Consider the following 25,297-nt stretch of genomic DNA (forward strand, 5'->3'; position numbering starts at 1 on the left):
GAGGTGGCGGGGTTTCGTTGTCCCGTAAGGAAACTCAGTCCAAGTAGTCGCGCAGCACCTGCGACCGCGACGGGTGGCGCAGCTTCGACATCGTCTTCGACTCGATCTGCCGGATGCGCTCCCGGGTCACCCCGTACACCTGGCCGATCTCGTCGAGCGTGCGCGGCTGGCCGTCCGTGAGGCCGAAGCGCAGCCGGACCACGCCCGCCTCGCGCTCGGACAGCGTCTGCAGCACCGACTGGAGCTGGTCCTGCAGCAGCGTGAACGACACCGCGTCCACCGCGACGACCGCTTCGGAGTCTTCGATGAAGTCGCCGAGCTGGCTGTCGCCCTCGTCGCCGATCGTCTGGTCCAGCGAGATCGGCTCCCGCGCGTACTGCTGGATCTCCAGGACCTTCTCCGGGGAGATGTCCATTTCCTTCGCGAGCTCTTCCGGGGTCGGCTCGCGGCCGAGGTCCTGGAGCAGTTCACGCTGTATGCGGCCGAGCTTGTTGATGACCTCGACCATGTGCACCGGGATGCGGATGGTGCGGGCCTGGTCGGCCATCGCGCGGGTGATCGCCTGGCGGATCCACCACGTGGCGTACGTCGAGAACTTGTAGCCCTTGGTGTAGTCGAACTTCTCCACCGCGCGGATCAGGCCGAGGTTGCCCTCCTGGATCAGGTCCAGGAACGCCATGCCGCGGCCGGTGTAGCGCTTGGCCAGCGAAACCACGAGCCGGAGGTTCGCCTCGAGCAGGTGGTTCTTGGCGCGCTCGCCGTCACGCACGATCCACTTGAGATCGCGGCGCATCTGGGTGACGAGCTTCTCGCCCTCCTCCTCGGCGGTGCGCACGCGCTCGGCGGCGTAGAGCCCGGCCTCGATCCGCTTGGCCAGCTCCACCTCCTCCTCGGCGTTCAGCAGCGCGACCTTGCCGATCTGCTTGAGGTAGGCACGCACCGAGTCGGCGGAGGCGGTGAGCTCGGCGTCCTTGCGCGCCTGGCGCAGCGCCTCGGACTCCTCCTCGTCCCAGACGAAGTCCGGGTTGTCGGAGCTCTTCGCCGCCTTGTCGGCCGCGGCGCCGCGACGACGCTGGGCCGGCGTCTCCTCGTCGGCTTCCTCGTCGTCATCGTCGTCGTCGGCCGAGTCGGTGTCCGGCTCGTCGTTGACCGTCTCGTCGACGACGTCGACCTCGACCTCTTCCAGGTCCGACAGGTCGGGCGAGTCGAGTTCGGCTTCGTCGAGCTCGCCGGGACCGTCCGGCTCGCCGTCTTCGGTCTTCGCGCCCTTGGTCGCGGGCTTCTTCGCCGGAGCCTTCTTGGCCGGCGCCTTCTTGGCGGTGGTGGTCTTGCGCGCCGCTGGCTTCGCCGTCCCGGTGGCTGCCTCTTCGGCCGGCTCGCCGGCTGCGGTCGCGGTCTTCGTCCCGCCTCGGGTTGCGGTTCTTGCGGCTGCCACTTACGCCCTTTCGCAGCGGTCGATCATGACGAGCAACGGCACGGGTGCCACTGCTGCCTCACATTCGGGGATCACGCCTCGGCCTGCGGTTTTGACCTCCGCAGCCGTGGGCCGTGTTCCATTGTAACGACGGTACGCGCATGCGTCGCGAAGCGATCACCCTCCGGCCCGGTTTCGGGCCGGATTCAGTGCTGGATGCCCTCCGCGGCGGCCGCCGCGGCACCCACGATCCCGGCGTTGTTCTGCAGCGTCGCGACCAGCACCGGAGTGCGGATGTCCAGCAGCGGCACCCATTTCCCGGCCTTCTTGCTGACCCCGCCGCCGACGATGAACAGGTCGGGCCAGATCAGGTTTTCGAGCACGGTCAGATAACGGTGCACGCGCTTGGCCCATTCGGGGTAGGAGAGCCCCTCGTTGTCCTTCACGGAGGCGGCCGCGCGCTTCTCCGCGTCGTGGCCGTCGATCTCCAGGTGGCCGAACTCGGTGTTCGGGACGAGCTTGCCGTCCTGGAACACCGCGCTCCCGATGCCGGTGCCGAAGGTGAGCAGCGCGGTGACGCCCTTGCGCGCGACCGGGTCGCCGAAGCGGATCTCGGCCATGCCCGCGGCGTCGGCGTCGTTGAGCATCGCGATCTGGTCGACGCCGCGGCCGAGCCGCTTGGCGAACAGGGCGTCGGCGTCGGTCCCGATCCACTGCTTGTCGATGTTGGCCGCGGTGTGCGCGACGCCCTTCTTGACGACCGCGGGCAGCGTCACGCCGACCGGGCCGTCCCAGCCCGCCTGCGTGACGATGTCGTGCACGACGTCCGCCACCGCCGACGGCGTGGACGGCTTCGGCGTCTCGATCCGGATCCGGTCGCCGATGAGCTGTCCTGCGTCCAGGTCGACCAAGGCGCCCTTGATCCCGCTGCCGCCGATGTCGATGCCGAAACCTCGGCGGGTCGCCTCCACCACGGACGTGGTCCCTTCTCGCACGATTCAGAAGCCTGCCTCGGAGACTTTAACCGGATGTGGTGACATGTCGGACGTGGGAGTTGACGAGTCGTTGCTGAAAAGCGTCGCGGTGCAGGTCGCGATGGACGCCGCCGAGCTGGTCCGGGAGGCCTGGGAGGGCATGGCGGCCGGCCGGTCGGTGGCCGTCGGGACCAAGTCGGGGGACACCGACGTCGTGACCGCGGTGGACCACGAGTCCGAGCGGCTCGTGCGCGACCGGCTGGCCTCGCTGCGGCCGGGGGAGCCGGTGCTGGGCGAGGAGGGCGGCGGCGCGGCCGGAGACGGCGTGACCTGGGTCGTCGACCCGATCGACGGGACGGTCAACTTCCTCTACGGCCTGCCCTGGTTCGCGGTGTCGGTGGCGGCGCAGGTCGCCGGCGAGTCGGTGGCCGGCGCGGTGGTGGAGCCGGCGAGCGGGCGCGTGTGGTCGGCGGCGCGCGGGCAGGGCGCGTTCCTGGACGGCCGCCGCCTGGCGGTGTCGGCACCCGCGCGGCTGGAGCTGACGCTCGTCGGAACCGGTTTCGCGTACTCGCCGGAGCGCCGGACGCGCCAGTCGCGCTTCGCGGCGGAGCTGCTGGGCCGCGTCCGCGACATCCGGCGCAACGGCGCGGCGTCGCTGGACCTGTGCGCGGTGGCGGCGGGCTGGCTGGACGCGTACGTGGAGCACGGGCTGCACCGCTGGGACTGGGCGGCGGGGGCGCTGATCGCGGCGGAGGCGGGCGCGCGGGTGCGGTTGCCGGGATCGGCCCCGGAGCTGGGAGCGGACGCGACGTACGCGGCGGCGCCGTCGATCGCGGACCCGCTCCGGAAGGCGTTGGCCGACTGCGGCGCGGCGGAGGTCTGAGCGGACGGTCCCGAGCGGGCCGTCAGCAGGCGACGTCGCGCGCCGACGCCAGCAGCGTCTGGTCGATGACCGGGGCCTTCGCCCCCGCCGACTGCTCGTTCGACCCGCCGCCCTGGTGGGCCTTCGACCAGTCGGCGAGCTGGGTCAGGATCTGGCGGGCCTCCGCGCGCGGGCGGATGTCGCCGAACAGCGTGCCCGTCACCAGGTCGACGCTCGCGTCCTTGCGGTTGTCCTGGACCAGCTCCGCGCACGGCACCACCAGGCTGAGCGTCCGGGCCGCCGTCGTGCCGTTCTCGCCGAAGCGGATCTGGCCGCGGCACTTCGCCTCGCGGCCCTCGTACGCCGGGTCGTTGGCCGGTTCACCCGCTCCGGTGAACCCCAGCTCCTTGAGCGCCGTCGTGGCGATGCCGCCCTGGCCGCGCGTGCTGGACGCGTTGAGCACCTTCACCGCGACCTTGTCCGGCGGCACCGGCGCGCGGTCGTCGAGGGCGTTGTGGGGCAGCGAGCTGAACGTGACCCCCGGCGGCGGGCTCGCGGGCGGGTCGCACTTCACGGCCTCGTCGACGTCGCCCTTGCCGACCGCCGCGTTGATCCAGACGATGATCGCGCCGAGCGCGAGCACGCCGATGACGATCAGCGCCGGCAGCGGCTTGTGCTTGCGATACGGCCGCGCCCCACGGTCCCCGATGCCGTTCCCCGACGCCACCTGCCCGTCCCTTCCCGAACACCGAACCCGGCCGGTGCGATCCCGGCACCGTCGTGGCCGCTCAGCCTAGGCGCTGCGGCGGGCGCACACCGTTCCGGGTCACCACGGACGGAAACACCCCGTGCCGCGTGCCCCGCGCGCGGCCGATCCCCGTGTGGCGATCGCACCACGGCGGCGCCCGCGGGGGCAAGCGGACACGGGCCGCCGGTGAGGTTCTCCACCTCCGGGCAACCCGAATGGACGACACCGCGTCTTACCTGCGGGTTCCCCCTGTCGGGTGACGATTCCCCGGCAATGTCTGACTCGTTGCAGAACCGTCGCGGGCGTGAGCTACCCTTCCCGGGCTCCGGCCGCAGGAAGAGGCCCATAAAGAAGAGACCTCGGTCACTTCGGCCGTCGGGCACAAACAGGGGCCCTGGAACGTTGACCAGCGGCACGGCGGACTCACGGGCGCACCCGGGGGTCCGGGAAAACGACTACACAAGCTGATCGCAGGGGTGAGGGACAACATGGCTACCGACTACGACGCTCCGCGCCGCAGCGAAGCCGACGAGCTGGCCGAAGACTCGTTGGAGGAGCTCAAGGCCCGGCGGAACGAGAACCAGTCCGGCGTCGTCGACGTCGACGAGGACGCGACCGCCGAGAACTTCGAGCTGCCGGGTGCCGACCTCTCCGGGCTTTCCGGTGAGGACATGACCGTGAAGGTGGTGCCGAAGCAGGCGGACGAGTTCACCTGCTCCGTGTGCTTCCTGGTGCACCACCGCAGCCGGCTGGCCGAGGACAACGGCGGACGCCTGATCTGCCGCGACTGCGCCTGACAAGCGCAGGGGTTCTCGACAGGGGACGAACAGACGCGACGAAGAGCCTCGAGGGCACCAAGGGGGAGGCTCGGAGCAGCGCTGGGGACAAGGGGGCCGGCCGGCAGGCCGGCCCCCTTCCCATGTCTAGGCGCCCTTGACCAGCTCGGCGACGCGCTCGGGGTGGCGGGTGCTGAACAGCCAGTACGGCGTCGGGTCGGCCGGGTCGGTCAGCCGGATCCGGACGACCGGGCCCACCCAGCCGCGGTGCAGCACGTAGGCGGCGGGGTCGCCGTCGCGGCCCAGCGCCTTGCGCTTGGCCTCCTTGTCGAAGATCTCGACCTCGCCCGCGTACCGCAGCGGCAGGTGCGCGTCGCCGACCCACAGCTCCGGCTCGTCCCCGCCGGTGACGCGGACCTTGGACCGGCCGAGCGACAGCATGAGCCCGACGACCACCGGCAGCGCGATCACGTACGGCAGCCACGCCCGGACGCCGGGGTAGCCCATGTCGACCTCGGCCGCGAGCAGGATCGCGCCCAGCACCGGCAGCGGCCAGCCCCACCACGGGACGTACAGCCGCTCGGAGTGCCGGACCGCGGCACTCGCGGCCGTCTTCGCAGATTCACCCACGGGTAGAGAGTAATCTCGCCGCCCGTGTCCAGCGTTCAGGTACTCCTCTCCCGGCTCGACCCGGATGTCCCGCTGCCCGCCTACGCCCGGCCGGGCGACGCGGGCGCCGATCTCGTCACGACCTCGGATATCGTGCTGAAACCCGGGGAACGCGGCGTCGTCGGCACCGGCGTCGCCATCGCCCTCCCGCCCGGGTACGCGGGGTTCGTCCACCCGCGGTCGGGCCTGGCCGCCCGGGTCGGCCTCTCGGTGGTGAACACGCCGGGCACGATCGACGCGGGCTACCGCGGGGAGATCAAGGTCTGCCTGATCAACCACGACCCGGTGCACCCGGTGGAGCTCGCGCGCGGCGACCGCATCGCCCAGCTGGTCGTGCAGCGGGTCGAGCACGCCGTGTTCGTCGAGGTCGGCGAGCTCGACACGACCGAGCGGGGCGACGGAGGCTACGGCTCCACGGGTGGACACGCCACACTGGGAGCACCGGCGCTCGCCGCGAGCGCCGGCACGGGGGAAGGAACGGAGAAGTAGTGGGGATTTTCGGACGCAAGCGGCGGACCGAGGGCGGGTCCGCCGGACGGCACGCCGCGCCCGAGGCCGACGACACGATCGAGGACGAGGCGTACGACGACGAGGAATCGGAGCTTTCGGACGTCTCCGACGGCCCGTTCGACGTCGCGGACTTCGAGGACGACGGCGTCCCGCGGATCGACCTCGGCTCGGTGAAGGTGCCGGTGCCGGACGGTTCCCAGGTGCAGGTCGAGATGGACCCGGAGACGCAGGGCGTGCGCGCCGTGCACGTCGTCACCGAGCAGGGCCAGATCACGGTCAGCGCCTACGCCGCGCCGCGCTCGGGCGGCCTGTGGCGCGAGGTCAGCACCGAGCTGGCCGAGCAGCTGCGGGCCGACGGCGCGAAGGTCAACATCGGCCGCGGCGTGTGGGGCCTGGAGATCTCGGCCATCGTCGGCGACGTCGCGCTGCGCTTCGTCGGCGTCGACCGGCCCCGCTGGATGCTGCGCGGCGTCATCGCCGGGCCGCAGTCGGAGGCCGCGGCGGCGGTCGAGGTGCTGCGGGGCATCGTGCGGCGCACGATCGTCGACCGCGGCGACGCGCCGATGCCGGTCCGCACCCCGCTCACCATCACGCTGCCCGACGCGGTCGCCGAGCACATCGCGGCCCAGCAGCAACAGGGCTGAGCCCACGTCCACGAGGGGCACCTCCACGGCTTTCGTGAAGGTGCCCCTCACGGCGTTCGAAGCGCTTTCAGGAAGGCCAGGACGGTCGCCCGGCCGAGGGACTCGCGGTCCGCGCCCAGCGCCGTGAGCGTCGTCTCGCCGAGGACGGCGCGGGGGAGTGCGCGAGCCCACTCCGACGCGACTTTCGTCGGGTGGATCGGATCGTCGGTGCACGTGCCGATCCCGGCCGGGACGTCGAGGGCGGCGAGGTCGTCGAGAGTGGGGGCGGGACGGCCCGCCGCGACGCGCAGGCTCATCGCCAGCCCGGCGCCGTGGCGGCGCCACGCCCGGTCCAGTTCGGCCCGCAGCCAGTCCGGGCTGCCCGCCGTCTGCGCCAGCGCCGCGCCGACCCCCGAGCCGGCCACCAGATCGGCGGACAGCGTCGCGGCCAGCGACGCGGGTGCCGAGCCCGGGGCGCCGTTCCAGGCCGGGAGCGCGGCCAGCAGGCCCCCGCAACGCCCCGGGTTGGCGACCGCCCACTCCGCGGCGAGGTGGGCGCCGAACGAAATGCCGCCTACGAGCAGTTCGCCGTGTTCGTCCGCCAGCGCGTCGAGGGTGGCCAGGTAGCCGTCGGCAAGGGCCGCACCGGGCGGCGGCGGTGGCGCGATGAGCGGGACACCGAGGGCGCGCAGCGGGCCGCCGAAGACGGCCCGGACGAACACCTCGTCCGAGCCGGTGCCGGGCAGCAGCACCGCGGCGGGAACTCTGATTGCGGACGTCACGTTGCGATCTTTGCGCAAAGGCGTTTCCCTGGCGGGGACCGCAGTACGCTGGAATCGCACGGGCCGCAAGCAGTTTGTCGGGGGCCCCGGAGCACAGGAGCACCTATGTCCGCCAAAGACGGCGGCTACTTCAGCCGGCTGGTACGCAAGCTGACCAGCGACGTCGACGAGCTCGACGCCGACGAGATGTCCATGAGGTCCGGCGCCGAAGGGGCGCAGCGGGCCTGCGACTGCCGTTCCGGCGAAGAGGTCACCGTGATGGGGAGACTCCGCAGCGTGGAGCTCTGCCCGACGAACGAGGCCGCCACGCTGGAGGCGGAGCTGTTCGACGGAACACAGGGCGTGACGCTAATCTGGCTCGGCCGCCGCCGGATCCCGGGCATCGAGCCTGGCCGGACGATCAAGGTGCGCGGCCGGATGGCCGAGCGTGACGGCCAGAAGGTGCTGTACAACCCCTATTACGAGCTCCAGAGCCCAGTGAGTTGATCACCCATCGTGACTGAACCCGCCCCGAGCGAGAAGAAGACCGACGCGGACGAACCGCAGCCGACCCTGCTGGAGCAGATGGGCGGCGTGTCCGGCCTGATCTACTCCTCGGTGCCGGTGATCGTGTTCGTGCTGGCGAACGCGTTCTTCGGGCTGACCGCGGCCATCTGGACGTCGGTGGGCAGCGCGGTGGCGATCACCGTGCTGCGGGTGGTCCGCAAGGAGCCCCTGCAGCCGGCGATCTCCGGCTTCTTCGGCGTCGCGATCGCGGCGTTCATCGCCTACCGGACGGGCTCGGCGAAGGGGTTCTTCCTCTTCGGCATCTACGCGAGCCTGGTGTACTGCGGCATCTTCGTGCTGTCGGTGGTGGTGCGCTGGCCGATCGCGGGCGTGGTCTGGAACGTGCTGAACGGCACGGGCCAGGCGTGGCGCAAGGACAAGCCGTCCCGCTACGGCTACGACATCGCGACGCTGGCGCTGGCGCTGGTGTTCGCCGCCCGGTTCGTGGTGCAGCGGTGGCTGTACCAGGAGGACTACACGGGCTGGCTGGCCTTCGCGAAGATCGCGATGGGCTACCCGCTGTACGCGCTGGGCCTGCTGGTGGTGGTGTGGGCGGTGCGCCGGTCGGACAAGCGCCTGAAGGCGCTGGCGGAGGACGAGCCGAAGCCGGAGACCGACGCGGAGATCGAGGCCCGGCTGCGCGAGAAGTACGCGGCCCCCGAGGCCTGACCCGCGCCTGCACAACCCGCGCGCGTAGGGGAGCCCCCGGTTTCCACGTTACCGGCAGGCACCGACAGTTTTCGGACCACGAGAGAGGCCCCCGGCACACTCGCCGGGGGCCTCTCTCACACGGTCAGTAACCCAGCGCCGTCCGGATCTCCGGCTCGACGTCCGCCGTCGCTACGAACAGCAGCTCGTCGCCCGGCTCCAGCGGGTCCTCCGGCTGCGGCACGATCACGCGGTCACCCCGCAGGATCGTCACCAGGGCGGCGTCCCGGGGCAGCGTCAGCTCGCTCACCGGCTTGCCGGCCAGCGGCGTCTCCGCCGGCAGCGTCAGCTCGACGAGGTTCGCGTTGCTCTGGCGGAACGTCATCAGCCGGACCAGGTCGCCGACGCTGACCGCCTCCTCGACCATCGCCGCGAGCATCCGCGGGGTCGAGACCGCCACGTCCACGCCCCACGAGTCGTTGAACAGCCACTCGTTCGCCGGGTTGTTCACCCGCGCCACCACGCGCCGGACCGCGAACTCCGTCTTCGCCAGCAGCGAGACGACCAGGTTCGCCTTGTCGTCGCCCGTCGCGGCGATCACGACGTCGCACTGCTCGATCCCGGACTCCTCCAGGATCGACACCTCGCACGCGTCCCCGAGCACCCAGTCGGCCTGCTCGACGGTGTGCGGCTCGAACTGGTCGGCCTCCCGCTCGATGAGCATCACCTGGTGGCGCCCGTCGATGAGCTCGTTGGCGATGGAACGTCCGACGGCACCCGCGCCGGCAATCGCGACCCGCATCAGTTCTCGTCCTCCGGTTCGCGCTGCGCCACGCTGGTCACGTCGCTGACGGTGCCGGAGCGCGCGGCGACCCACACGTCGTCGCCGTCCTGGACCATGGTCTTGTTGTCGGGCAGCACCGGGGTGCCGAAGCGCATGATGAACGCCACCCGCGCGCCGGACGCCTCCTGCAGCGACTTCACCGAGTGCCCGACCCAGCCCTCGTGCAGCGGCAGCTGCAGCAGCGCGACGTTGCCCGACGGGTCCCGCCACGCCGACGCCACGCCGTCCGGCAGCAGCGTCCGCAGGAACCGGTCGGTAGTCCACGGGACCGTCGCCACCGTCGGGATGCCCAGCCGCTCGTACACGGCGGCGCGCTTGTGGTCGTAGATCCGCGCGACGACGTGCTCGATGCCGAAGTTCTCGCGCGCGACCCGCGCGGAGATGATGTTCGAGTTGTCGCCGCTCGACACCGCGGCGAACGCGCCGGCCCGCTCGATGCCCGCCTCGATGAGCACCTGGCGGTCGAACCCGACGCCGACGACCTGCTGGCCGTGGAAGTCGCTGCCCAGCCGGCGGAACGCCTGCTGGTTCTTGTCGATGACGGCCACCTCGTGGCCGAGCCGCTCCAGCGCAGCGGCCAGGGACGCGCCGACCCGGCCGCATCCCATGATCACCACGTGCACGCCCTGCCTCCTCATTCGGCGGTTACCCGTCCGTTGCTACCCCGACATGCCAGCGCCGAACCTACCGTGCAGCCCGACGGTTACGCTTTCGTGGTGTCGAAGTTCCCGACCGTGCTGAAACGCCTGGTCCTCGGACGCCCGTTCCGCAGTGACCGGCTGTCCCACACGCTGCTGCCCAAGCGCATCGCGCTGCCGATCTTCGCGTCCGACGCGCTCTCGAGCGTGGCCTACGCACCCGAAGAGATCTTCCTGACACTGAGCGTGGCGGGTCTCTCGGCGTACGCGCTGGCGCCGTGGATCGGCGTCATGGTCGCCCTGGTCATGCTGGTCGTCGTCGCGTCCTACCGGCAGAACGTGCACGCCTACCCGAGCGGCGGCGGCGACTACGAGGTCGCCAACACCAACCTGGGCGGCAAGTTCGGGCTGACGGTGGCCAGCGCGCTGCTCGTCGACTACGTGCTGACCGTCGCGGTGTCCACTTCGTCCGGTGTGGCCAACATCGGGTCGGCCGTGCCGTGGGTGGCGCAGCACAAGGTGCTGGCCTCGATCGTCATCGTCGTCGTGCTGACGTCGCTGAACCTGCGCGGCATCCGGGAGTCGGGGAAGGCCTTCGCGATCCCGACTTACGGGTTCATCCTGGGCATTCTGGTCATGGTCGCGTGGGGTCTGGTCCAGGCGGCCACGGGCACCGAGATGAAGGCCGAGAGCGCCGGCTTCACGCTGAACGCCGAGGGGACCTTCGCGGGTGTCGCGTACGCGTTCCTGGTGCTGCGCGCGTTCTCGTCCGGCGCGGCGGCGCTGACCGGGGTCGAGGCGATCAGCAACGGCGTCCCGGCGTTCCAGAAACCCAAGTCGAAGAACGCGGCGACGACGCTGCTGATGATGGGCCTGCTGGCGGTCACGATGCTGGTCGGCATCATCACGCTCGCCTCGATCACCGACGTCAAGTTCGCCGAGGACCCGGCGCGGCAGCTCGCCGGCGCGCCGGCCGGCTACGAGCAGAAGACGATCGTCGCGCAGATCGCGCACGCGGTGTTCGCCGACTTCCCGCCCGCGTTCTACTACATCTCCTTCTCCACCGGCATCATCCTGCTGCTGGCCGCGAACACCGCGTTCAACGGCTTCCCGGTGCTGGGCTCGATCCTCGCGCAGGACCGCTACCTGCCCCGGCAGCTGCACACCCGCGGCGACCGGCTCGCGTTCTCCAACGGGATCCTGTTCCTCGCGGCGTTCGCGCTGGTCCTGATCATCGCCTTCGACGCCGAGGTCACCCGGCTCATCCAGCTCTACATCGTGGGTGTGTTCGTGTCGTTCACGGTGAGCCAGGCCGGCATGATCCGGCACTGGAACCGGTTGCTGGCCAAGGAAACCGACGCGGGCGTGCGGCGGCGGATGCGGCGCTCGCAGACGGTCAACGCCATCGGCCTGACCATGACCGCGACGGTCCTGGTGATCGTGCTGATCACCAAGTTCCTGCTCGGCGCGTGGATCGCGATCGCCGCGATGGTCGCGATCTACGTGCTGATGACGGCGATCCGGCGGCACTACGACCGCGTCGCCGACGAGCTGAAGGAGCTCGGCGACACCCCGACCGTGCTGCCGTCGCGCAACCACGCGATCGTCCTGGTGTCCAAACTGCACCGGCCGACGCTGCGCGCGCTGGCCTACGCCAAGGCGATGCGCCCGGACGTCCTCGAGGCCGTGACGGTCAATGTGGACGATGCCGACACGCGCCGGCTCACCGCCGAATGGGACGCGCACAACTTCAAGGTGCCGCTGAAGGTCGTCGAGTCGCCGTACCGCGAGATCACCAAGCCGGTCCTCGACTACGTGAAGCGCGTGCGCGGCGACAACCCGCGCAACGTGGTCACCGTGTTCATTCCGGAGTACGTGGTCGGGCACTGGTGGGAGCAGGTGCTGCACAACCAGAGCGCGCTGCGGCTCAAGGGCCGGCTGCTGTTCCAGTCCGGCGTGATCGTGGCGAGCGTGCCGTGGCAGCTGGAGTCGTCGGCCAAGGCGGCCGCGCGCGTCCGGAACGAGCGGCCCGCGGCCGGCGACGTCCGCCGCGGCTTCTCGCCCAACGGCAAGCCGGTCGCGGCGCCGAAGCCCAAGGAGCCTGCCGAATGACGAGCTGGCTGGGCCGGGTCCTCGAGGTCGAGGTCGGCGCCGTGGCGCACGGCGGGCACTGCGTGGCCCGCGCGGAAGGCCGCGTCGTGTTCGTCCGGCACGCGCTGCCCGGCGAGCACGTCCGCGTCGAGGTGACCGAGGACAACGGCGGCTCGTTCTGCCGCGGCGACGCGGTCGAGGTGCTCTCGGCGTCGGAGTTCCGGGTCGAGCCGCCGTGCCCGCTCGCGGTGCCCGGCGGGTGCGGAGGCTGCGACTGGCAGCACGCCGACCCGGACTACCAGCGTTCGCTGAAGGCGGCGGTGGTGGCGGAGCAGCTGCAGCGGCTGGCCGGCATCGAACGCGAAGTCGTCGTCGAGGCCCTCAAGGGCGGCCCGCTGGACTGGCGCAGCCGCGTGCGGCTGGTCGCCGACCGCGAGGGGCGCGCGGGGTTGCGCGCGCACCACAGCCACCGGGTGGTGGCGCTGGACGACTGCCCGATCGCGGTGCCCGGCGCGCTCGACGACGTCCTGGCGCGGCGCTGGCGGCCGGGCAGCGAGCTGGAGGTCACCAGCGACGGCGACGGCGGCGTGCACGTCCGCGAGCTGTCGACGGTCCGCGGCAAGGTCCGGGCGCGGCAGCTGGCCGGCGGGATCGCGGTGCAGCACGCGGCGGGCCGCGACTGGCACCTGGACGCGCACGGTTTCTGGCAGGTCCACCCGGACGCGGCGGCCACGCTGGCGGCGGTGGTGGGGGAGTGGGCGGAGGCGCCGTCCGGCGGTTCGGCGTGGGACCTCTACGCGGGGGTCGGGCTGTTCGCGTCGGTGCTGGCTTCGCAGGTCGGCCCGGCGGGCCGGGTGCTGGCGGTGGAGTCCGGGCGGCGGGCGGTGGCCGACGGGGAGAAGAACCTGGCGGACCTGCCCCAGGTGTCCTGGCAGGCGGGGCGCGTCGAGCACGTGCTGGCGTCGGCGGCCAAGCCGGTCGACGTCGTGGTGCTGGATCCGCCGCGCAAGGGCGCGGGCCGCGCGGTGGTGGAGTCGATCGTGGCGGGTTCACCCGATCGGATCGTCTACGTGGCGTGCGACCCGGCGGCCCTGGCCCGTGACCTGGCGTTCTTCGCCGGGCACGGGTACTCGCTGACCGACCTGCGGGCGTTCGACGCCTTCCCGATGACGCACCACGTGGAGTGCGTGGCGCTGCTGTCCTGAGTTTTTGTCGGTGGTGGCCGTCACACTGCTCGCATGACCCCACTCGACGAGTTCGACCTGGCGGCTTCGACGGTGACCGGCTTGGTTTCGGGCACCTCGGCTTGGGACGCGCCCACGGCGTGCGCGGACTGGGACGTGCGCGCGGTGGTGAACCACCTGGCGCACGGCAACGCGAAAGTGGCGTTCTGGGCGGGAATGGGCCCACCGGCCCCGGAGGGCGACTACCTGGGTGCGGCGCCGGTTCCGGCGTTCACGGCGTCGGTGGCGGCGGCGCGGTCGGTGCTGGCTACGCCCGGGTTGTTCTACCGGCAGGTGACGACCCCGCTCGGCGAGGTGCCGGGGGTGTTCCTGGTGCACATGCGGGTGAACGAGTACCTCGTGCACGGCTGGGACATCGCCGACGCGACGGGCGCTTCGACGGATTTGCTGCCGGAACTGGCGACACGAGCGTTGGAGCAGTGGCGCGCACGGTTCGGTTCGACGCCGCGGCAGCCGGGAGGACCGTTCGGGCCGGAGGTGGACGCCCCAGAGGGCGCGACGGCGGCGGACCGGCTGGCGGCGTTCCTGGGCCGGAAGGCGGTGAGCGGCTGAGGGGAGGCGGCGCGGCGACTGACTGCGGTCGGCTCGAACCGGTCGGCTTCGGGCCAGGGCGCTGCAAGCGGCGGGGGAGTGGCCGTCCCCAGGGCAGGCTGCGTTGCGGCTCGCCGTGGCGGCAACCCGCCGCGAGCCGCGATCGGTCTGGTTCCGAATCGAGCGGGCCTCGCGGTGCCCGGTGCGGGCGGTGGCCGGTCTGGTTCCGGACCTGCCCGGCCTCGCGGCAGCCCAGTGCGGGCCATGATCGGTCTGGCTCCTGCCCGGCCTCGCGGTAACCCGGCGCCGGCCGTCACCGGTCTGGCACCGAACCGACCGGGCCCCGCGGCCGCCCAGCGCGGCCCGAGTCTGGCTTCCGAAGCTGCCCCACGCCCGCAGGGCCCCGCCTCAGCCTGCCCTGCGGACCGCGAAAGCCGCCGCCAAGCCGGTCGCCGTCATCGCGATCCCCGACACCAGCAGCACCCACGCTCCGGCCCCGGGCACCACCCGCGCCGCCGGTTGGATGCGCGTCACTCCCGGCAGCGTCACCACCAAATGGCGCAGCACCACCCCCGTCACCACCAGCCCCGGGAGGCAGGCCATCGCCAAGGGCTCGTCCTGGTGGCGGGCGAACGTCAAGTACGCCAGCGTGCCCGTGATCAGGACCGCCGCCGCGCAGACCAGGCGCAGGCCGAGGGCCAGCTCGGGGTCCGGGGTGCCCGGGGGCAGCATCCCCGGGTAGTCCGCCGTGCGCAGGGTCAGCCCGGCGATCACCCCGAGGCCGGCGATCCCCGCCGCGACCGCCCGTGGAACCCGCCAAGCTCGCGTCACGCACGCAGCATAATTCGCCGGAAACGGCTTTCCGATCACCTTTTGCGCGCTGGGCCGTCCGGGGGATCCCGATCGGAGGACCGCTCAGCCGGCGAACCAGCGCTGCGGCGCCGGCCGGAGGTTCTGGTAGATGTGCTTGACCTCGGTGTACTCGCCCAGCCCCGTCGGCCCCAGCTCGCGGCCGAACCCGGACTGCTTGTACCCGCCCCACTCGGCCTGCGGCAGGTACGGGTGGTAGTCGTTGATCCAGACCGTCCCGTGGCGCAGCCGCCCGGCCACCCGCTGCGCCCGCGACGCGTCCTGCGTGAACACCGCCCCGGCCAGGCCGTAGTGGGTGTCGTTGGCGATGCGGACGGCGTCGTCCTCGTCGGTGAACGTCTCGACCGTCAGCACCGGCCCGAACGACTCCTCCACCACCGCCGACGACCCCTGTTTCACCTGGTCGAGGATGGTCGGCAGGTAGTAGAAGCCGTCGGCCAGCGCCGGATCCTCGGGCCGGCGCCCGCCCGTGCGCAGCACCGCGCCCTCGGCCAGCGCCGCCGCCACGTACGCCTCGACCTTCTCCCGGTGGGCCGCCGAGATCAGCGGGCCCGTTTCGGCACGCTCGTCGAACGGGCCGCCCAGGCGGATCCGTTCGGCCCGCCGCACCAGCTCGTCGACGAACTCGTCGTGCCACTCCCGCTGCACGATCAGCCGCGCGCCCGCCGAGCACACCTGGCCCGAGTGCAGGAACACCGCCGTCAGCGCGTAGTCCACGGCCGTCTCGAAATCGGCGTCGGCGAACACCACGTTCGGGTTCTTCCCGCCCAGCTCCAGGGCCACTTTCTTGACCGTCCCGGCCGCCGCCGCGGCGATCACCCGGCCGGTCGCCAGGCCGCCGGTGAACGACACCAGGTCGACGTCCGGGTGCGACGCCAGCGGCGCGCCGGCCTCGGTACCCGCGCCGAGCACCAGGTTCGCGACGCCGGGCGGCAGGCCCGCCTCGGTCAGCAGCTTCATGAACAGGATCGCGGTGTGCGGCGTCAGCTCGCTGGGCTTGAGCACGAACGTGTTGCCCGCCGCCAGCGCCGGCGCGATCTTCCACACGGTCTGCAGCAGCGGGTAGTTCCACGGCGTGATCAGCCCGCAGACGCCGACCGGCTCGTGCACGATCCGGCTGATCGCGTCCGGGTTGCCGGTGTCGACGACGCGCCCGGCGTCCTGGGCCGCGAGCTTGCCGAAGTACCGCAGGCACGCGGCGATGTCGGCCATGTCGTAGCGGCTCTCGACCAGCCGCTTGCCGGTGTCGAGCGACTCCGCGCGGGCGAACGCCTCCGCGTCGCGGTCCAGCAGGTCGGCGGTGCGCAGCAGCAGGTCGCCGCGCAGGTGCGCGGGCGTGCCCGGCCACGGCCCCCGGTCGAACGCCCGGCGCGCCGCCGCGATCGCGGCCTCGGTGTCCTTCGCGGTGCCTTCGGCGACCGTCGCGACCGGGGAGCCGTCGGCCGGGCAGCGGATCTCCCGGCGCCCGCCGTCGATCGCGTCCACCCAGTCGCCGCCGATGAAGAAGTCCGCCATGGACCCATTCTCGTGGCCACGCGGCGTGACTGCCACAGCGACGCACGGAGACGAGGTTCACCCCGGGTGATGACGCCTGGTCGCGCTCCGCCTGTGACGCCGGACGCGGCGGGCGGAACCACCCTGGCGGGTCTCCGTAGACTGGGCCGAACGCGGGGCGGTGCCGATCAAGTGAGGTGGAGACGAGTGACGTTGCTGGAGTCCCTGAGCGGACCGGCGGACCTGAAGCGCATGAGTGTCGAGGACCTCGGCGAACTGGCCGCCGAGATCCGGGACTTCCTCGTCGACAAGGTCCGCCGCGCCGGCGGGCACCTCGGCCCGAACCTCGGCGTCGTCGAGCTCACGCTGGCGTTGCACCGCGTGTTCGACTCGCCGCGCGACGCGATCGTCTGGGACGTCGGGCACCAGGCCTACGTGCACAAGATCGTCACCGGCCGCGCGGAGGGCTTCGACCGGCTGCGCCAGACCGGCGGCGTCACCGGTTACCCATCGCGCGCGGAGAGTGAGCACGACTGGGTCGAGAGCAGCCACGCGTCGTCCGGTCTGTCCTATGTGGACGGCCTGGCGAAGGCGTTCGCCCTGGACGGTGCCGGGCGGCACGCGATCGCCGTCGTCGGCGACGGCGCGCTCACCGGCGGCATGTGCTGGGAGGCGCTCAACAACATCGCCGCGCACAAGGAGCGCCCGGTCGTCATCGTCATCAACGACAACGGCCGTTCGTACTCCCCGACCATCGGCGGCCTCGCCGACCACCTCGCGGCGCTGCGCCTGCAGCCGGGCTACGAGCGCCTGCTCGACGGCGGCCGCGAGATCCTCAAGCACACCCCGGTCGTCGGCAAGCCGATCTACGCCGCCCTGCACGCCGCGAAGGCCGGCCTGAAGGACGCGCTGAGCCCGCAGGCGATGTTCTCCGACCTCGGCCTGAAGTACCTCGGCCCGGTCGACGGCCACGACCAGGTGGCGCTGGAGAAGGCGCTGCTCAGCGCGAAGGCGTTCGGCGGCGCGGTGATCGTGCACGTCGTGACCGAGAAGGGGCACGGTTACGCGCCCGCGGTCAACCACGAGCACGACCAGATGCACCAGACCGATCCGATCGATCCCGAGACCGGGCTGCCGCCTGTGAAGGGGCCCAGCTGGACCGGTGTGTTCGGCGACGAGCTGGCGAAGATCGGTGCCGAGCGCGAGGACGTCGTCGCCATCACCGCGGCGATGCTGCGGTCCACCGGGTTGGACAAGTTCGCCGAAGCTTTCCCGGATCGGTGGTATGACGTCGGGATCGCCGAGCAGCACGCCGTGACGTCCGCGGCCGGGTTGGCGATGGGTGGGCTGCATCCGGTTGTCGCTATCTACTCGACGTTCCTCAACCGGGCCTTCGACCAGGTGCTGATGGATGTCGCGTTGCACCGGCAGCCCGTGACTTTGGTGCTTGACCGGGCGGGGATCACCGGGCCGGATGGGCCCAGCCATCACGGCATGTGGGATCTTTCGTTGCTCGGGATGGTTCCTGGGATGCGCGTGGCTGCTCCGCGTGATCCGGGGACGCTGCGGGAAGAGCTGCGGGAGGCTGTTGCCGTTTCCGATGGGCCCACCGCGTTGCGGTTCTCCAAGGGCAAGGTGGGGACGGATGTCGCCGCCGTTGAGCGGCTGGGCACGGTTGACGTGCTGCGCCGTCCGACCGAGGGTGCGGATGTTCTGCTGGTGACCGTGGGGCCGTTCGCGACCCTGGGGCTTGCGGCCGCGGACCGGCTTGCCGATCAGGGGATCGGGGTTACCGTCGTCGATCCGCGGTGGGTTCTTCCCGTTCCGGCTGAGCTTGTGGCTTTGGCTTCGCAGCACAAGCTCGTTGTGACCGTCGAGGACAGTGGGCGGCATGGTGGGTTCGGGTCGGCCTTGGCCGCTCTGTTCCGGGATGCCGAGTGTGATGTTCCCCTGCGGGATTTGGCTGTGCCTCAGGCTTTCCATGACCTCGGGAGCCGGGATGAGGTGCTTGGGCGGATCGGGTTGACCGCTCAGGATGTTGCTCGGCGGGTTACCGAGTGGGCTTCCGGGCGGCTGGGTTCTGAGGAGCAGGCTGCCAAGAAGGATGCCAACCGTAGTTGAGCGGCTGTGGGCGTTGCTTTTGCTGTGGGTGAAAGATTGTCCTCGCCGGACGGGCAGGCTCTGGGATGACCACCAGCTCAGGCCTCCGCGGGGAGGGCTTCGGCTGCCGGTAGTGGCACCGAGGCGAACACCTCTGGTGGTTCCGGGAACAGCTTCACCAACACCGGGTAGGTCACCGCTGCCGTCAGCAGTGTTGCCGGCAAGCTGATGTCCACTCCACCCGCCACGTCTCGTAGCGGGCCCGCGATCATCGGTGTGTTCGCGCACAACAACCCCAGTGTTGTTGCCGGGATCCAGGCCGCCATTGCCCGCCAGTTCACCCCTCTTGCGAACCAGTACCTTCCGCCCTTGCGGCCCTCGTTGAACACCTGCAGGTCTTCTACGTCGTAGAAGCCTCGGCGCTGGACGAAGCCGATCATCATGATCACCATCCACGGGCTCGTGCACAGCACGATCAGCGTTGCGAACGCGTTGATGCTCGACACCATGTCCAGTACGAAATTGCCGATGAAGATGAACGCCACGCTCAGCGTTCCGATCAGCAGCGTTGCCTGGACCCGGGACAACCTCGGGAAGATCGAACTGAAGTCCAGGCCCGTTCCGTACAGCGACGTCGTTCCTGTCGACAACCCGCCGATCAACGCCACCACGATCAGGGGGATCGCGTACCACAGCGGGGAAATCGCCGTCAGGCCCGTGATGTAGTCGGCCGGGTTCGCCACCAGCGTTGCCGTTGCGATGCCGAAGCCGAACGGCAGCAACGTTGCCACCTGGGCCAGGAACGGCGCCGCCAGCAGAGAGCGCTTGCTGTAGCGGGACGGGATGTAACGGGCCCAGTCGCCGAGGAACGCGCCGAAGCTGATCGGGTTCGCCAGTGCCGTCAGCGCCGCCAACGTGAACGTCGGCCAGAACGTTCCCAGTGCGTACGTTCCCGTGCCCGCGTAGCCCGGGTCGAACGAGCCTCCGTACGCCGGCACGCCGAGCAGCATGATCAGCGTGCCCAGGACCACCGCCACCCGGTTGACCAGCAGCATGAACCGGTAGCCGTAGACGCAGACCACCAGTGTCGCGATCGCGATCACGCCATATGCGAGACCACGCAACAGAGGGCCGCCGTCGAAGCCGAACAGGCGCTGGGCCGCGCCGGCCACCGCGTCGCCGCTCACCCACACCGAGATCGCGAAGAACGTGATTGCCGTCAGCAGTGACAGGAACGAGCCCACGCAGCGGCCGACCACGCCGAAGTGCGCTCCCGACGACACCGCGTTGTTCGTGCGCGTGCGCGGGCCGAACAACGCCATCGGTGCCAGGATCAGGCCGCCGACGACCACGCCGAGCGTTGTTGCCAGCGCCGCGTCGCGGAAGCTCAGGCCGTACGCGATCGGCAGCGTGCCCAGGATGATCGTCGCGAACGTGTTCGCGCCGCCGAACGCCATCCGGAACAGGTCGCGTGGCCGCGACGTCTGCTCGTCCGGCGGGATCGGGGCGATTCCGTGCTGCTCGACCTCCGTGATCCTGTCGCTCATGCGAACCTCGTCATCACGTGCTTGACGCGGGTGTATTCGGCGAACGCGTAGGCCGAGAGGTCCTTGCCGTGGCCGGAGTGGCCGAACCCGCCGTGCGGCATCTCCGCCACCAGGGGCCCGTGCGTGTTGACCCACACGCAGCCGAAGTCCAGCTCGGCCGTCACCCGCGCGGCGGTGCCGAGGTCCTTCGTCCACACCGACGACGCCAGTCCGTACGGGACGCCGTTGGCCAGCGAAACCGCCTGTGCCTCGTCCGAAAAGGACTGGACCGTGATGACCGGGCCGAAGATCTCCTCCTGGACGATCTCGTCGTCCTGATGCACGCCGGAGATCACCGTGGGGGAGAAGTAGAACCCCCGCGAGCCGAACCGGGTACCGCCCGTTTCGATCGGCGCGTGCGATGGCAGCCGCGAGATCAGGCCCTCGACGCGGGAGAACTGCGTCGCGCTGTTCAGCGGCCCGAAGTCGACGCCCGGAGTCTGCGCAGCGGCGGTCTTCGCCAGCGCGGCGACGAAGTCGTCGTGGATCGACTCGTGCACCAGCACCCGGCTGCCCGCCGTGCAGTCCTGACCCGCGTTGTAGAACGCCGCGCCCACGATGCCTTCGGCCGTCGCCGCGAGGTCGACGTCCGGGAACACCAGCAGGGGTGCGTTGCCGCCCAGCTCCAGGTGGGTGCGCTTGAGGTCGGCCGCCGCCACCGTGGCGACGTCGATGCCCGCCCGCGTCGACCCGGTGATCGAGACGAGCGCGGTGATCGGGTGCTTGACCAGGGCACGGCCCGTGTCGCGGTCGCCCGTCAGCACGGTGAACGCGCCCTCGGGCAGGAACTCCGCGGCGACGCGAGCCAGCAGGACCGCTGTCGACGGGGTCGTCTCGGCCGGCTTGAGCACCACCGTGTTGCCCGCCGCCAGCGCCGGCGCGATCTTCCAGACCGCCATCATCAGCGGGTAGTTCCACGGCGCGATCTGGGCGCACACGCCGACCGGCTCGCGGCGGATCACCGACGTGTGGCCCGGCGCGTACTCCCCGGCCGCGGTGCCTTCCAGGTGCCGCGCGGCGCCGGCGAAGAACCGCAGCGCGCTCACGCACTCCGGGATCTCTTCTTCGAGCACCACCGACCGGATCTTGCCGGTTTCGCGCACCTCCAGGTCGGCGAACTCGGCAGCCCGCGCCTCCAGCGCGTCGGCGATCCTCAGCAGTGCCAGCTGCCGCTGGGCCGGGGTACTGCGACGCCACACCGCAAACGCTTGCGCGGCGGCTTCGAGTGTCTTGTCCACATCGGACTGCGAGGCGACCGGGCTGGTGCCGACCACCTCGCCGGTCGCCGGGTCGGTCAGGTCGAGCGTGCGAGTCATGCCTGCTCCAGGTGGGTCGGCGCGAACAGCTTCAGCAACGCGGGGAGCACGACGACGGACGGACCCGGCGTGCGCAGCGCCTCGGCGAGGTCCGCGCCCACCGTGTCCAAAGAGGACATGCGCGCGGGTACGCCGAACGAAGAGGCCAAGGCGACGAAGTCGGGCCGGGTCAGCTCGGTCGCCGTCGTCTGGCCGAAGGCGTCGGTCAGGTACTCGCGCAGGACGCCGTAGCCGCCGTCGTCGACGATCAGCCACGTCACGTCGAGGCCGTGCTGCACCGCCGTGGCCAGCTCGGCGACGCCGTACATCGCGCCGCCGTCACCCGACACGGCCAGCGCCGGACCGCCGGCCGCCGCGCCGCCGAGCGCGCCGGGCAGGCCGTAGCCCAGCCCGCCCGCGCCCTGTGCGGTGTGGATCGGCGCGCCCTCGGGGTTCCACGCCGACCAGGCCCAGTACGCCGCGATCGTCATGTCCCAGAACGTCTGCGTGCCCTCCGGCAGCGCCGCGCGGATGTCGTCGATCAGCTTCCGTTCGGCGGCCAGGTCCTGGCCGTCCAATCGCGACTCGACACGCGCGAGCAAGCCTGAGACCGCTTTCTCCGCCCGGCCGTCGGACGCCCGCATCGGCACCTGCTCCAGCAGCGCCTGCAGGGTGAGCCGCACGTCGGCGTGGATGCCCAGGGCCGGGTAGTTCGACTCCAGCTTGCCGAGATCGGCCTCGACCTGGATCACCCGGCCGCGCGGCGCGAACTCGCGGTAGTTGCTGGACAGCTCGCCGAGCCCGGAGCCGAGCACGAGCAGCACGTCGGCGTCCGCCAGGAACTCCGTGGTGTGCCAGTCCTCCAGCCACGACCGCCCGGACAGCTCGTGGTCCCAGCCGAAGACGCCCTTGCCGCCGAAGGTCGAGATCACCGGCGCCCGCAGCGCTTCGGCCAGTGCCTTCAGCTCGGCGGAAGCGCCGGAGCGCAACGCGCCACCGCCGGCCAGGATGACCGGGTTTGCCGCCGCACCCAGCAGGTCCGCCGCGGAGGTCACCAGTTCCGGAAGCGGCTCCAGCGCCGGGGGAGTGGCGGAAACCGACGTGATCGGCGGGACCCCGGCCGGGCCGAGCAGCACGTCCTGGGGGATCTCGACCCACACCGGGCCGTAGGGCGCGGTCGCCGCCGACGTCCACGCCTCCCGCAGCGCGGTCGGGATCTGGCTCGCCCGCCGCACGACGTGCACCGACTTGACGACATCCCGGAAGCTGGCCTGCTGGTCGGGCAGCTCGTGCAGGTAGCCGTGCCGCCCGCCGCCCAGCCCGGCGACCGGGACCTGGCTCGAGATGCCGAGCACCGGCACCGACGCGGCCCGGGATTCCTGCAGCGAAGCCAACGTCAGCAACGCACCCGGGCCGGTCGACACGACCAGCGGCGTCACCGGCACCGGCCCGTCCGGGTCCGCCGCGAGCCGCGCGCGGGCGAACCCGTCCGCGGCGAAGGCGAGGTTGTTCTCGACGCGCCCGCTGATCACGCGCAGGTCGCCGGCCCGCCGCAGCGCTTCGAACAGGCCCAGTGCGTGCTGGCCCGGCAGGCCGAACACCGTGTCGGCGCCCAAGGCGCGCAGGGTTTCGACGACGACGTCGCCGCCGATGCGGGTCATTCGCCCTTCCCCAGCGACAGCAGGCTCACCAGGTCGTAGGCGACGTGGGAGGCCGCGATGGCGGTGATCTCGGCGTGGTCGTAGGCCGGGGCCAGCTCGACGACGTCCGCGCCGACCAGGTTGAGGTCCCGCAGGCCGCGCAGGATCTCCAGCAGCTCGCGGCTGGTCATCCCGCCCGCTTCCGGGGTGCCGGTGCCGGGCGCGTGGGCCGGGTCGAGCACGTCGATGTCGACCGAGACGTACAGCGGCCGGTCGCCGATGCGCTGCCGCAGCGCGTCGACCGTCTCGGCGACGCCGCGGCGCAGCACGTCGCCCGAGGTGACGATGCCGAAGCCGAGGCGGCGATCCTCTTCGAGGTCTCGCTTGCCGTACAACGGACCGCGAGTGCCCACGTGCGACAGCGCGCTCGTGTCCAGGATCCCTTCCTCGGACGCCCGGCGGAACGGCGTGCCGTGGGTGTACGGCTCCCCGAAGTAGGTGTCCCAGGTGTCGAGGTGCGCGTCGAAGTGCAGCAGGGCAACGGGTCCGTGCTTCTTCGCCACGGCCCGCAGCAGCGGCAGCGCGATCGTGTGGTCGCCGCCGACGGTCACCAGCCGCGTGCCGTCCGCCTGCAGCGCTTCGGCTTCCTGCTGCAGCGTTTCGATCGCCTCACCGATGTCGAACGGGTTGACCGCGATGTCCCCGGCGTCGACGACCTGCTTCTCTTCGAACGGCGAGACGTCCAGCTCCGGGTGGTACGGCCGCAGCAGCCGGCTCGCCTCGCGGACGGCCGCCGGGCCGAACCGCGCGCCGGGCCGGTAGGAGACCCCGGAGTCGAAAGGCACCCCGACGACGGCGACGTCGGCGCGCTCGACCTGGTCGATCCGCGGCAGCCGCGCGAAGGTCGCGAAGCCGGCGAACCGGGGGACGCGCGACGAGTCGAGGGGTCCGATGTTAGGCACTGGTGGGCTCCTGTTCCCGGTTCGAGATGGGTGTTTCTTCCGCGCCGCTCAGGCGGCGGGTCCAGACGGAGAGGATCGAGTCGGCCGTGCGGGGCGTGGCCAGGCTGACCGCCAGGTAGACGACCAGGCTCGCGCCGAGGCCCCAGTAGATCGGGGTGTTGGCGTCGACGCCGTCGATGATCATGAACGCGATCACGGACACCGTGCCGGCGACCATCGACGCGTACGCGCCCTGCCGCGTGCCGCGCTTCCAGAACAGCGCGCCGACGATCGCCACCAGCAGGCCGCCGACCAGGATGTCGTAGGCGATGGTGAGCGCGTTGACGACGTCGTCGACGACCATCGCGATGCCGATGGCCAGCAGGCCGAGCACCAGCGTGGCGATCCGGTTGCGGCTGACCTCGCCGCCCTTCTTCAGGCCCAGCTTCGTCAGCAGGTCGGACGTCGTCGTGGTCGAGCAGGCGATCAGCGCGCCGCTGGCCGTCGACATCATCGCCGACAGCGCGGCGGCCAGGACCAGGCCGCGGACGCCGGTGGGCAGCAGCCGCTCGACGATCGTCGCGAACGCGTCCTGCGCGCTGGCGATGTCCGGGTAGAGCGCGTGCGCGGCGGTGCCGATCAGGGCGCCGGCCAGGCCGTAGACCAGGCAGTAGACGCCGGAGGTGATGCCGCCGGACGTCGCGATCGCCGGGGTGCGGGCGGTGAACACGCGCTGCCAGATGTCCTGGCCGATGAGCAGGCCGAAGGTGTAGATGACGAAGTAGGTGATGATCGTGTCGGTGCCGATCGAGGTGAAGCTGAAGAAGCTCGCGTCGAGCTTCTCGCTCATGCCGGAGAAGCCGCCGGCGGAGGTGATCGCCACCGGCAGCAGGATGGCGAGGATGCCGATGGTCTTGATGACGAACTGGGCGATGTCGGTGAGCGTGATCGACCACATGCCGCCGAGCACCGAGTAGAGGACGACGATCGAGCCGCCGACCGCGATCCCCGCCCAGTTCGGCAGGTCGAACAGCACCTTGAAGATGGTCGCGAAGGCCAGCGTCGAGGTCACGGTCAGCATCAGCGTGTAGCCCCACATGACCACGCCGGACACCGCGCTGGTGCGGCCGCCGTAGCGCAGGTCGAGCATCTCGCCGACGGTGTAGACCTTCAGCCGGACCAGCCGCCGCGCGAACAGCGCGTGCAGCACGAGGATGCCGACGCCGATGCTGACGACCAGCCACATGCCGGAGATGCCGAACTTGTAGCCGAGCTTCACGCCGCCGACGGTGGACGCGCCGCCGAGGACGACGGCCGACATCGTGCCGGAGTACATGAACCAGCCCAGCCGCCGTCCGGCCACCAGGTAGTCGGACTTCGTCTTCGCGAGCCGCAGGCCGTACCAGCCGACCCCGAGCATGCCCGCGATGTACAGCGCGATCACCGCGTAGTCGCCGGTCACGGTGTCCTC

Annotated in this window: 24 protein-coding genes; 10 read left to right on the top strand and 14 right to left on the bottom strand. The window is 71.2% G+C overall.

The features are described 5' to 3' along the window. Window positions 1-34 precede the first annotated feature (34 nt). A complete protein-coding gene (locus AB0J40_RS02040) occupies window positions 35-1,435 on the bottom strand; it encodes an RNA polymerase sigma factor (protein WP_364446227.1) in 1,401 nt (466 codons plus the stop codon). 185 nt (window positions 1,436-1,620) lie between these two features. After that, the gene (ppgK, locus tag AB0J40_RS02045) at window positions 1,621-2,385 is read right to left on the bottom strand and encodes a polyphosphate--glucose phosphotransferase (RefSeq protein ID WP_364447270.1); all 765 of its coding nucleotides are present in this window, start codon (window positions 2,383-2,385) and stop codon (window positions 1,621-1,623) included. A 67-nt stretch (window positions 2,386-2,452) separates the two neighbouring features. Here ppgK and AB0J40_RS02050 point away from each other — a divergent pair, with 67 nt between their 5' ends. Continuing rightward, window positions 2,453-3,271, top strand: coding sequence for an inositol monophosphatase family protein (locus tag AB0J40_RS02050; RefSeq protein ID WP_364446230.1), 819 nt, complete (start codon window positions 2,453-2,455; stop codon window positions 3,269-3,271). A 22-nt stretch (window positions 3,272-3,293) separates the two neighbouring features. On the opposite strand, the gene cei is transcribed toward AB0J40_RS02050, so the two are convergent. Further along, window positions 3,294-3,977, bottom strand: coding sequence for an envelope integrity protein Cei (cei, locus tag AB0J40_RS02055; RefSeq protein ID WP_364446233.1), 684 nt, complete (start codon window positions 3,975-3,977; stop codon window positions 3,294-3,296). Between the two features lie 509 nt (window positions 3,978-4,486). On the opposite strand from cei, the gene AB0J40_RS02060 reads away from it, so the two are divergent. Further along, window positions 4,487-4,795: a DUF4193 domain-containing protein gene (locus AB0J40_RS02060; protein WP_013224476.1), complete on the top strand. Its 309-nt coding sequence runs from the start codon at window positions 4,487-4,489 to the stop codon at window positions 4,793-4,795. A 126-nt stretch (window positions 4,796-4,921) separates the two neighbouring features. Here the strand turns inward: AB0J40_RS02060 and AB0J40_RS02065 are convergent, their stop codons facing one another. Next, entirely contained in the window at window positions 4,922-5,404 is a 483-nt protein-coding gene (locus tag AB0J40_RS02065) for a DUF3093 domain-containing protein (protein ID WP_364446236.1), read from the bottom strand. Between the two features lie 24 nt (window positions 5,405-5,428). Between AB0J40_RS02065 and dut the strand changes: the two genes are divergently transcribed. Further along, on the top strand, window positions 5,429-5,932 hold the full coding sequence (dut, locus tag AB0J40_RS02070; RefSeq protein WP_364446238.1) for a dUTP diphosphatase: 504 nt from the start codon (window positions 5,429-5,431) through the stop codon (window positions 5,930-5,932). Then, window positions 5,932-6,597, top strand: coding sequence for a DUF3710 domain-containing protein (locus tag AB0J40_RS02075; protein ID WP_364446241.1), 666 nt, complete (start codon window positions 5,932-5,934; stop codon window positions 6,595-6,597). The genes dut and AB0J40_RS02075 overlap by 1 nt, the downstream gene beginning before the upstream one ends. Window positions 6,598-6,644: 47 nt before the next feature. Here AB0J40_RS02075 and AB0J40_RS02080 read toward each other — a convergent pair whose 3' ends face one another. After that, window positions 6,645-7,328, bottom strand: a complete 684-nt coding sequence (locus tag AB0J40_RS02080; protein WP_364447272.1) for an alpha/beta hydrolase — start codon at window positions 7,326-7,328, stop codon at window positions 6,645-6,647. Between the two features lie 135 nt (window positions 7,329-7,463). Here AB0J40_RS02080 and AB0J40_RS02085 point away from each other — a divergent pair, with 135 nt between their 5' ends. Together AB0J40_RS02085 and AB0J40_RS02090 are read left to right on the top strand one after the other, a co-directional pair. After that, window positions 7,464-7,844, top strand: a complete 381-nt coding sequence (locus AB0J40_RS02085; RefSeq protein WP_072480405.1) for an OB-fold nucleic acid binding domain-containing protein — start codon at window positions 7,464-7,466, stop codon at window positions 7,842-7,844. 9 nt (window positions 7,845-7,853) lie between these two features. Continuing rightward, window positions 7,854-8,573, top strand: coding sequence for a DUF3159 domain-containing protein (locus AB0J40_RS02090; protein WP_364446243.1), 720 nt, complete (start codon window positions 7,854-7,856; stop codon window positions 8,571-8,573). A 124-nt stretch (window positions 8,574-8,697) separates the two neighbouring features. Here AB0J40_RS02090 and AB0J40_RS02095 read toward each other — a convergent pair whose 3' ends face one another. Together AB0J40_RS02095 and AB0J40_RS02100 are read right to left on the bottom strand one after the other, a co-directional pair. Further along, window positions 8,698-9,354, bottom strand: a complete 657-nt coding sequence (locus AB0J40_RS02095) for a TrkA family potassium uptake protein (RefSeq protein WP_364446246.1) — start codon at window positions 9,352-9,354, stop codon at window positions 8,698-8,700. Further along, entirely contained in the window at window positions 9,354-10,019 is a 666-nt protein-coding gene (locus tag AB0J40_RS02100; protein ID WP_364446249.1) for a TrkA family potassium uptake protein, read from the bottom strand. The genes AB0J40_RS02095 and AB0J40_RS02100 overlap by 1 nt, the downstream gene beginning before the upstream one ends. A 93-nt stretch (window positions 10,020-10,112) precedes the next feature. Between AB0J40_RS02100 and AB0J40_RS02105 the strand changes: the two genes are divergently transcribed. From AB0J40_RS02105 to AB0J40_RS02115, 3 genes are read left to right on the top strand one after another with little or no spacing between them, the layout of a single operon-like run. Further along, on the top strand, window positions 10,113-12,146 hold the full coding sequence (locus AB0J40_RS02105) for an APC family permease (protein WP_364446251.1): 2,034 nt from the start codon (window positions 10,113-10,115) through the stop codon (window positions 12,144-12,146). Then, complete coding sequence (locus tag AB0J40_RS02110) at window positions 12,143-13,330, top strand: class I SAM-dependent RNA methyltransferase (protein ID WP_364446253.1); 1,188 nt, start codon at window positions 12,143-12,145, stop codon at window positions 13,328-13,330. The genes AB0J40_RS02105 and AB0J40_RS02110 overlap by 4 nt, the downstream gene beginning before the upstream one ends. Before the next feature lie 33 nt (window positions 13,331-13,363). Further along, a complete protein-coding gene (locus tag AB0J40_RS02115; protein ID WP_364446256.1) occupies window positions 13,364-13,921 on the top strand; it encodes a TIGR03086 family metal-binding protein in 558 nt (185 codons plus the stop codon). Between the two features lie 387 nt (window positions 13,922-14,308). On the opposite strand, the gene AB0J40_RS02120 is transcribed toward AB0J40_RS02115, so the two are convergent. Together AB0J40_RS02120 and AB0J40_RS02125 are read right to left on the bottom strand one after the other, a co-directional pair. Continuing rightward, window positions 14,309-14,731: a hypothetical protein gene (locus AB0J40_RS02120; RefSeq protein WP_364446258.1), complete on the bottom strand. Its 423-nt coding sequence runs from the start codon at window positions 14,729-14,731 to the stop codon at window positions 14,309-14,311. An 84-nt stretch (window positions 14,732-14,815) separates the two neighbouring features. After that, window positions 14,816-16,285: an aldehyde dehydrogenase family protein gene (locus AB0J40_RS02125; RefSeq protein ID WP_364446261.1), complete on the bottom strand. Its 1,470-nt coding sequence runs from the start codon at window positions 16,283-16,285 to the stop codon at window positions 14,816-14,818. A 186-nt stretch (window positions 16,286-16,471) separates the two neighbouring features. On the opposite strand from AB0J40_RS02125, the gene dxs reads away from it, so the two are divergent. Then, window positions 16,472-18,385, top strand: a complete 1,914-nt coding sequence (gene dxs / locus AB0J40_RS02130) for a 1-deoxy-D-xylulose-5-phosphate synthase (RefSeq protein WP_364446264.1) — start codon at window positions 16,472-16,474, stop codon at window positions 18,383-18,385. 77 nt (window positions 18,386-18,462) lie between these two features. Here the strand turns inward: dxs and AB0J40_RS02135 are convergent, their stop codons facing one another. The 5 genes from AB0J40_RS02135 to AB0J40_RS02155 are packed head-to-tail and all read right to left on the bottom strand — an operon-like array spanning window position 18,463 to window position 25,288. Next, window positions 18,463-19,911: a cytosine permease gene (locus tag AB0J40_RS02135; protein WP_364446265.1), complete on the bottom strand. Its 1,449-nt coding sequence runs from the start codon at window positions 19,909-19,911 to the stop codon at window positions 18,463-18,465. Further along, on the bottom strand, window positions 19,908-21,266 hold the full coding sequence (locus AB0J40_RS02140; RefSeq protein ID WP_364446267.1) for an aminobutyraldehyde dehydrogenase: 1,359 nt from the start codon (window positions 21,264-21,266) through the stop codon (window positions 19,908-19,910). The genes AB0J40_RS02135 and AB0J40_RS02140 overlap by 4 nt, the downstream gene beginning before the upstream one ends. After that, a complete protein-coding gene (locus AB0J40_RS02145; RefSeq protein WP_364446270.1) occupies window positions 21,263-22,906 on the bottom strand; it encodes a thiamine pyrophosphate-binding protein in 1,644 nt (547 codons plus the stop codon). The genes AB0J40_RS02140 and AB0J40_RS02145 overlap by 4 nt, the downstream gene beginning before the upstream one ends. Beyond that, window positions 22,903-23,847, bottom strand: coding sequence for an agmatinase (gene speB, locus AB0J40_RS02150; protein WP_364446273.1), 945 nt, complete (start codon window positions 23,845-23,847; stop codon window positions 22,903-22,905). The genes AB0J40_RS02145 and speB overlap by 4 nt, the downstream gene beginning before the upstream one ends. Continuing rightward, complete coding sequence (locus AB0J40_RS02155) at window positions 23,840-25,288, bottom strand: sodium:solute symporter (protein WP_364446276.1); 1,449 nt, start codon at window positions 25,286-25,288, stop codon at window positions 23,840-23,842. Before AB0J40_RS02155 ends, speB begins: the two co-directional genes overlap by 8 nt. Between the last annotated feature and the right edge of the window lie 9 nt (window positions 25,289-25,297).

Origin of the sequence: Amycolatopsis sp. NPDC049691 (assembly GCF_040675005.1) — a bacterium.
Classification (GTDB): domain Bacteria; phylum Actinomycetota; class Actinomycetes; order Mycobacteriales; family Pseudonocardiaceae; genus Amycolatopsis.

Bases quoted from the DNA above. Each gene is read 5' to 3' on its own strand.
- AB0J40_RS02135 (WP_364446265.1), bottom strand. From the start codon at position 19,911: ATGAGCGACAGGATCACGGAGGTCGAGCAGCACGGAATCGCCCCGATC.
- AB0J40_RS02110 (WP_364446253.1), top strand. From the start codon at position 12,143: ATGACGAGCTGGCTGGGCCGGGTCCTCGAGGTCGAGGTCGGCGCCGTG.
- AB0J40_RS02145 (WP_364446270.1), bottom strand. From the start codon at position 22,906: ATGACCCGCATCGGCGGCGACGTCGTCGTCGAAACCCTGCGCGCCTTG.
- AB0J40_RS02115 (WP_364446256.1), top strand. From the start codon at position 13,364: ATGACCCCACTCGACGAGTTCGACCTGGCGGCTTCGACGGTGACCGGC.
- AB0J40_RS02050 (WP_364446230.1), top strand. From the start codon at position 2,453: ATGTCGGACGTGGGAGTTGACGAGTCGTTGCTGAAAAGCGTCGCGGTG.
- AB0J40_RS02085 (WP_072480405.1), top strand. From the start codon at position 7,464: ATGTCCGCCAAAGACGGCGGCTACTTCAGCCGGCTGGTACGCAAGCTG.
- AB0J40_RS02095 (WP_364446246.1), bottom strand. From the start codon at position 9,354: ATGCGGGTCGCGATTGCCGGCGCGGGTGCCGTCGGACGTTCCATCGCC.
- AB0J40_RS02125 (WP_364446261.1), bottom strand. From the start codon at position 16,285: ATGGCGGACTTCTTCATCGGCGGCGACTGGGTGGACGCGATCGACGGC.
- AB0J40_RS02060 (WP_013224476.1), top strand. From the start codon at position 4,487: ATGGCTACCGACTACGACGCTCCGCGCCGCAGCGAAGCCGACGAGCTG.
- AB0J40_RS02140 (WP_364446267.1), bottom strand. From the start codon at position 21,266: ATGACTCGCACGCTCGACCTGACCGACCCGGCGACCGGCGAGGTGGTC.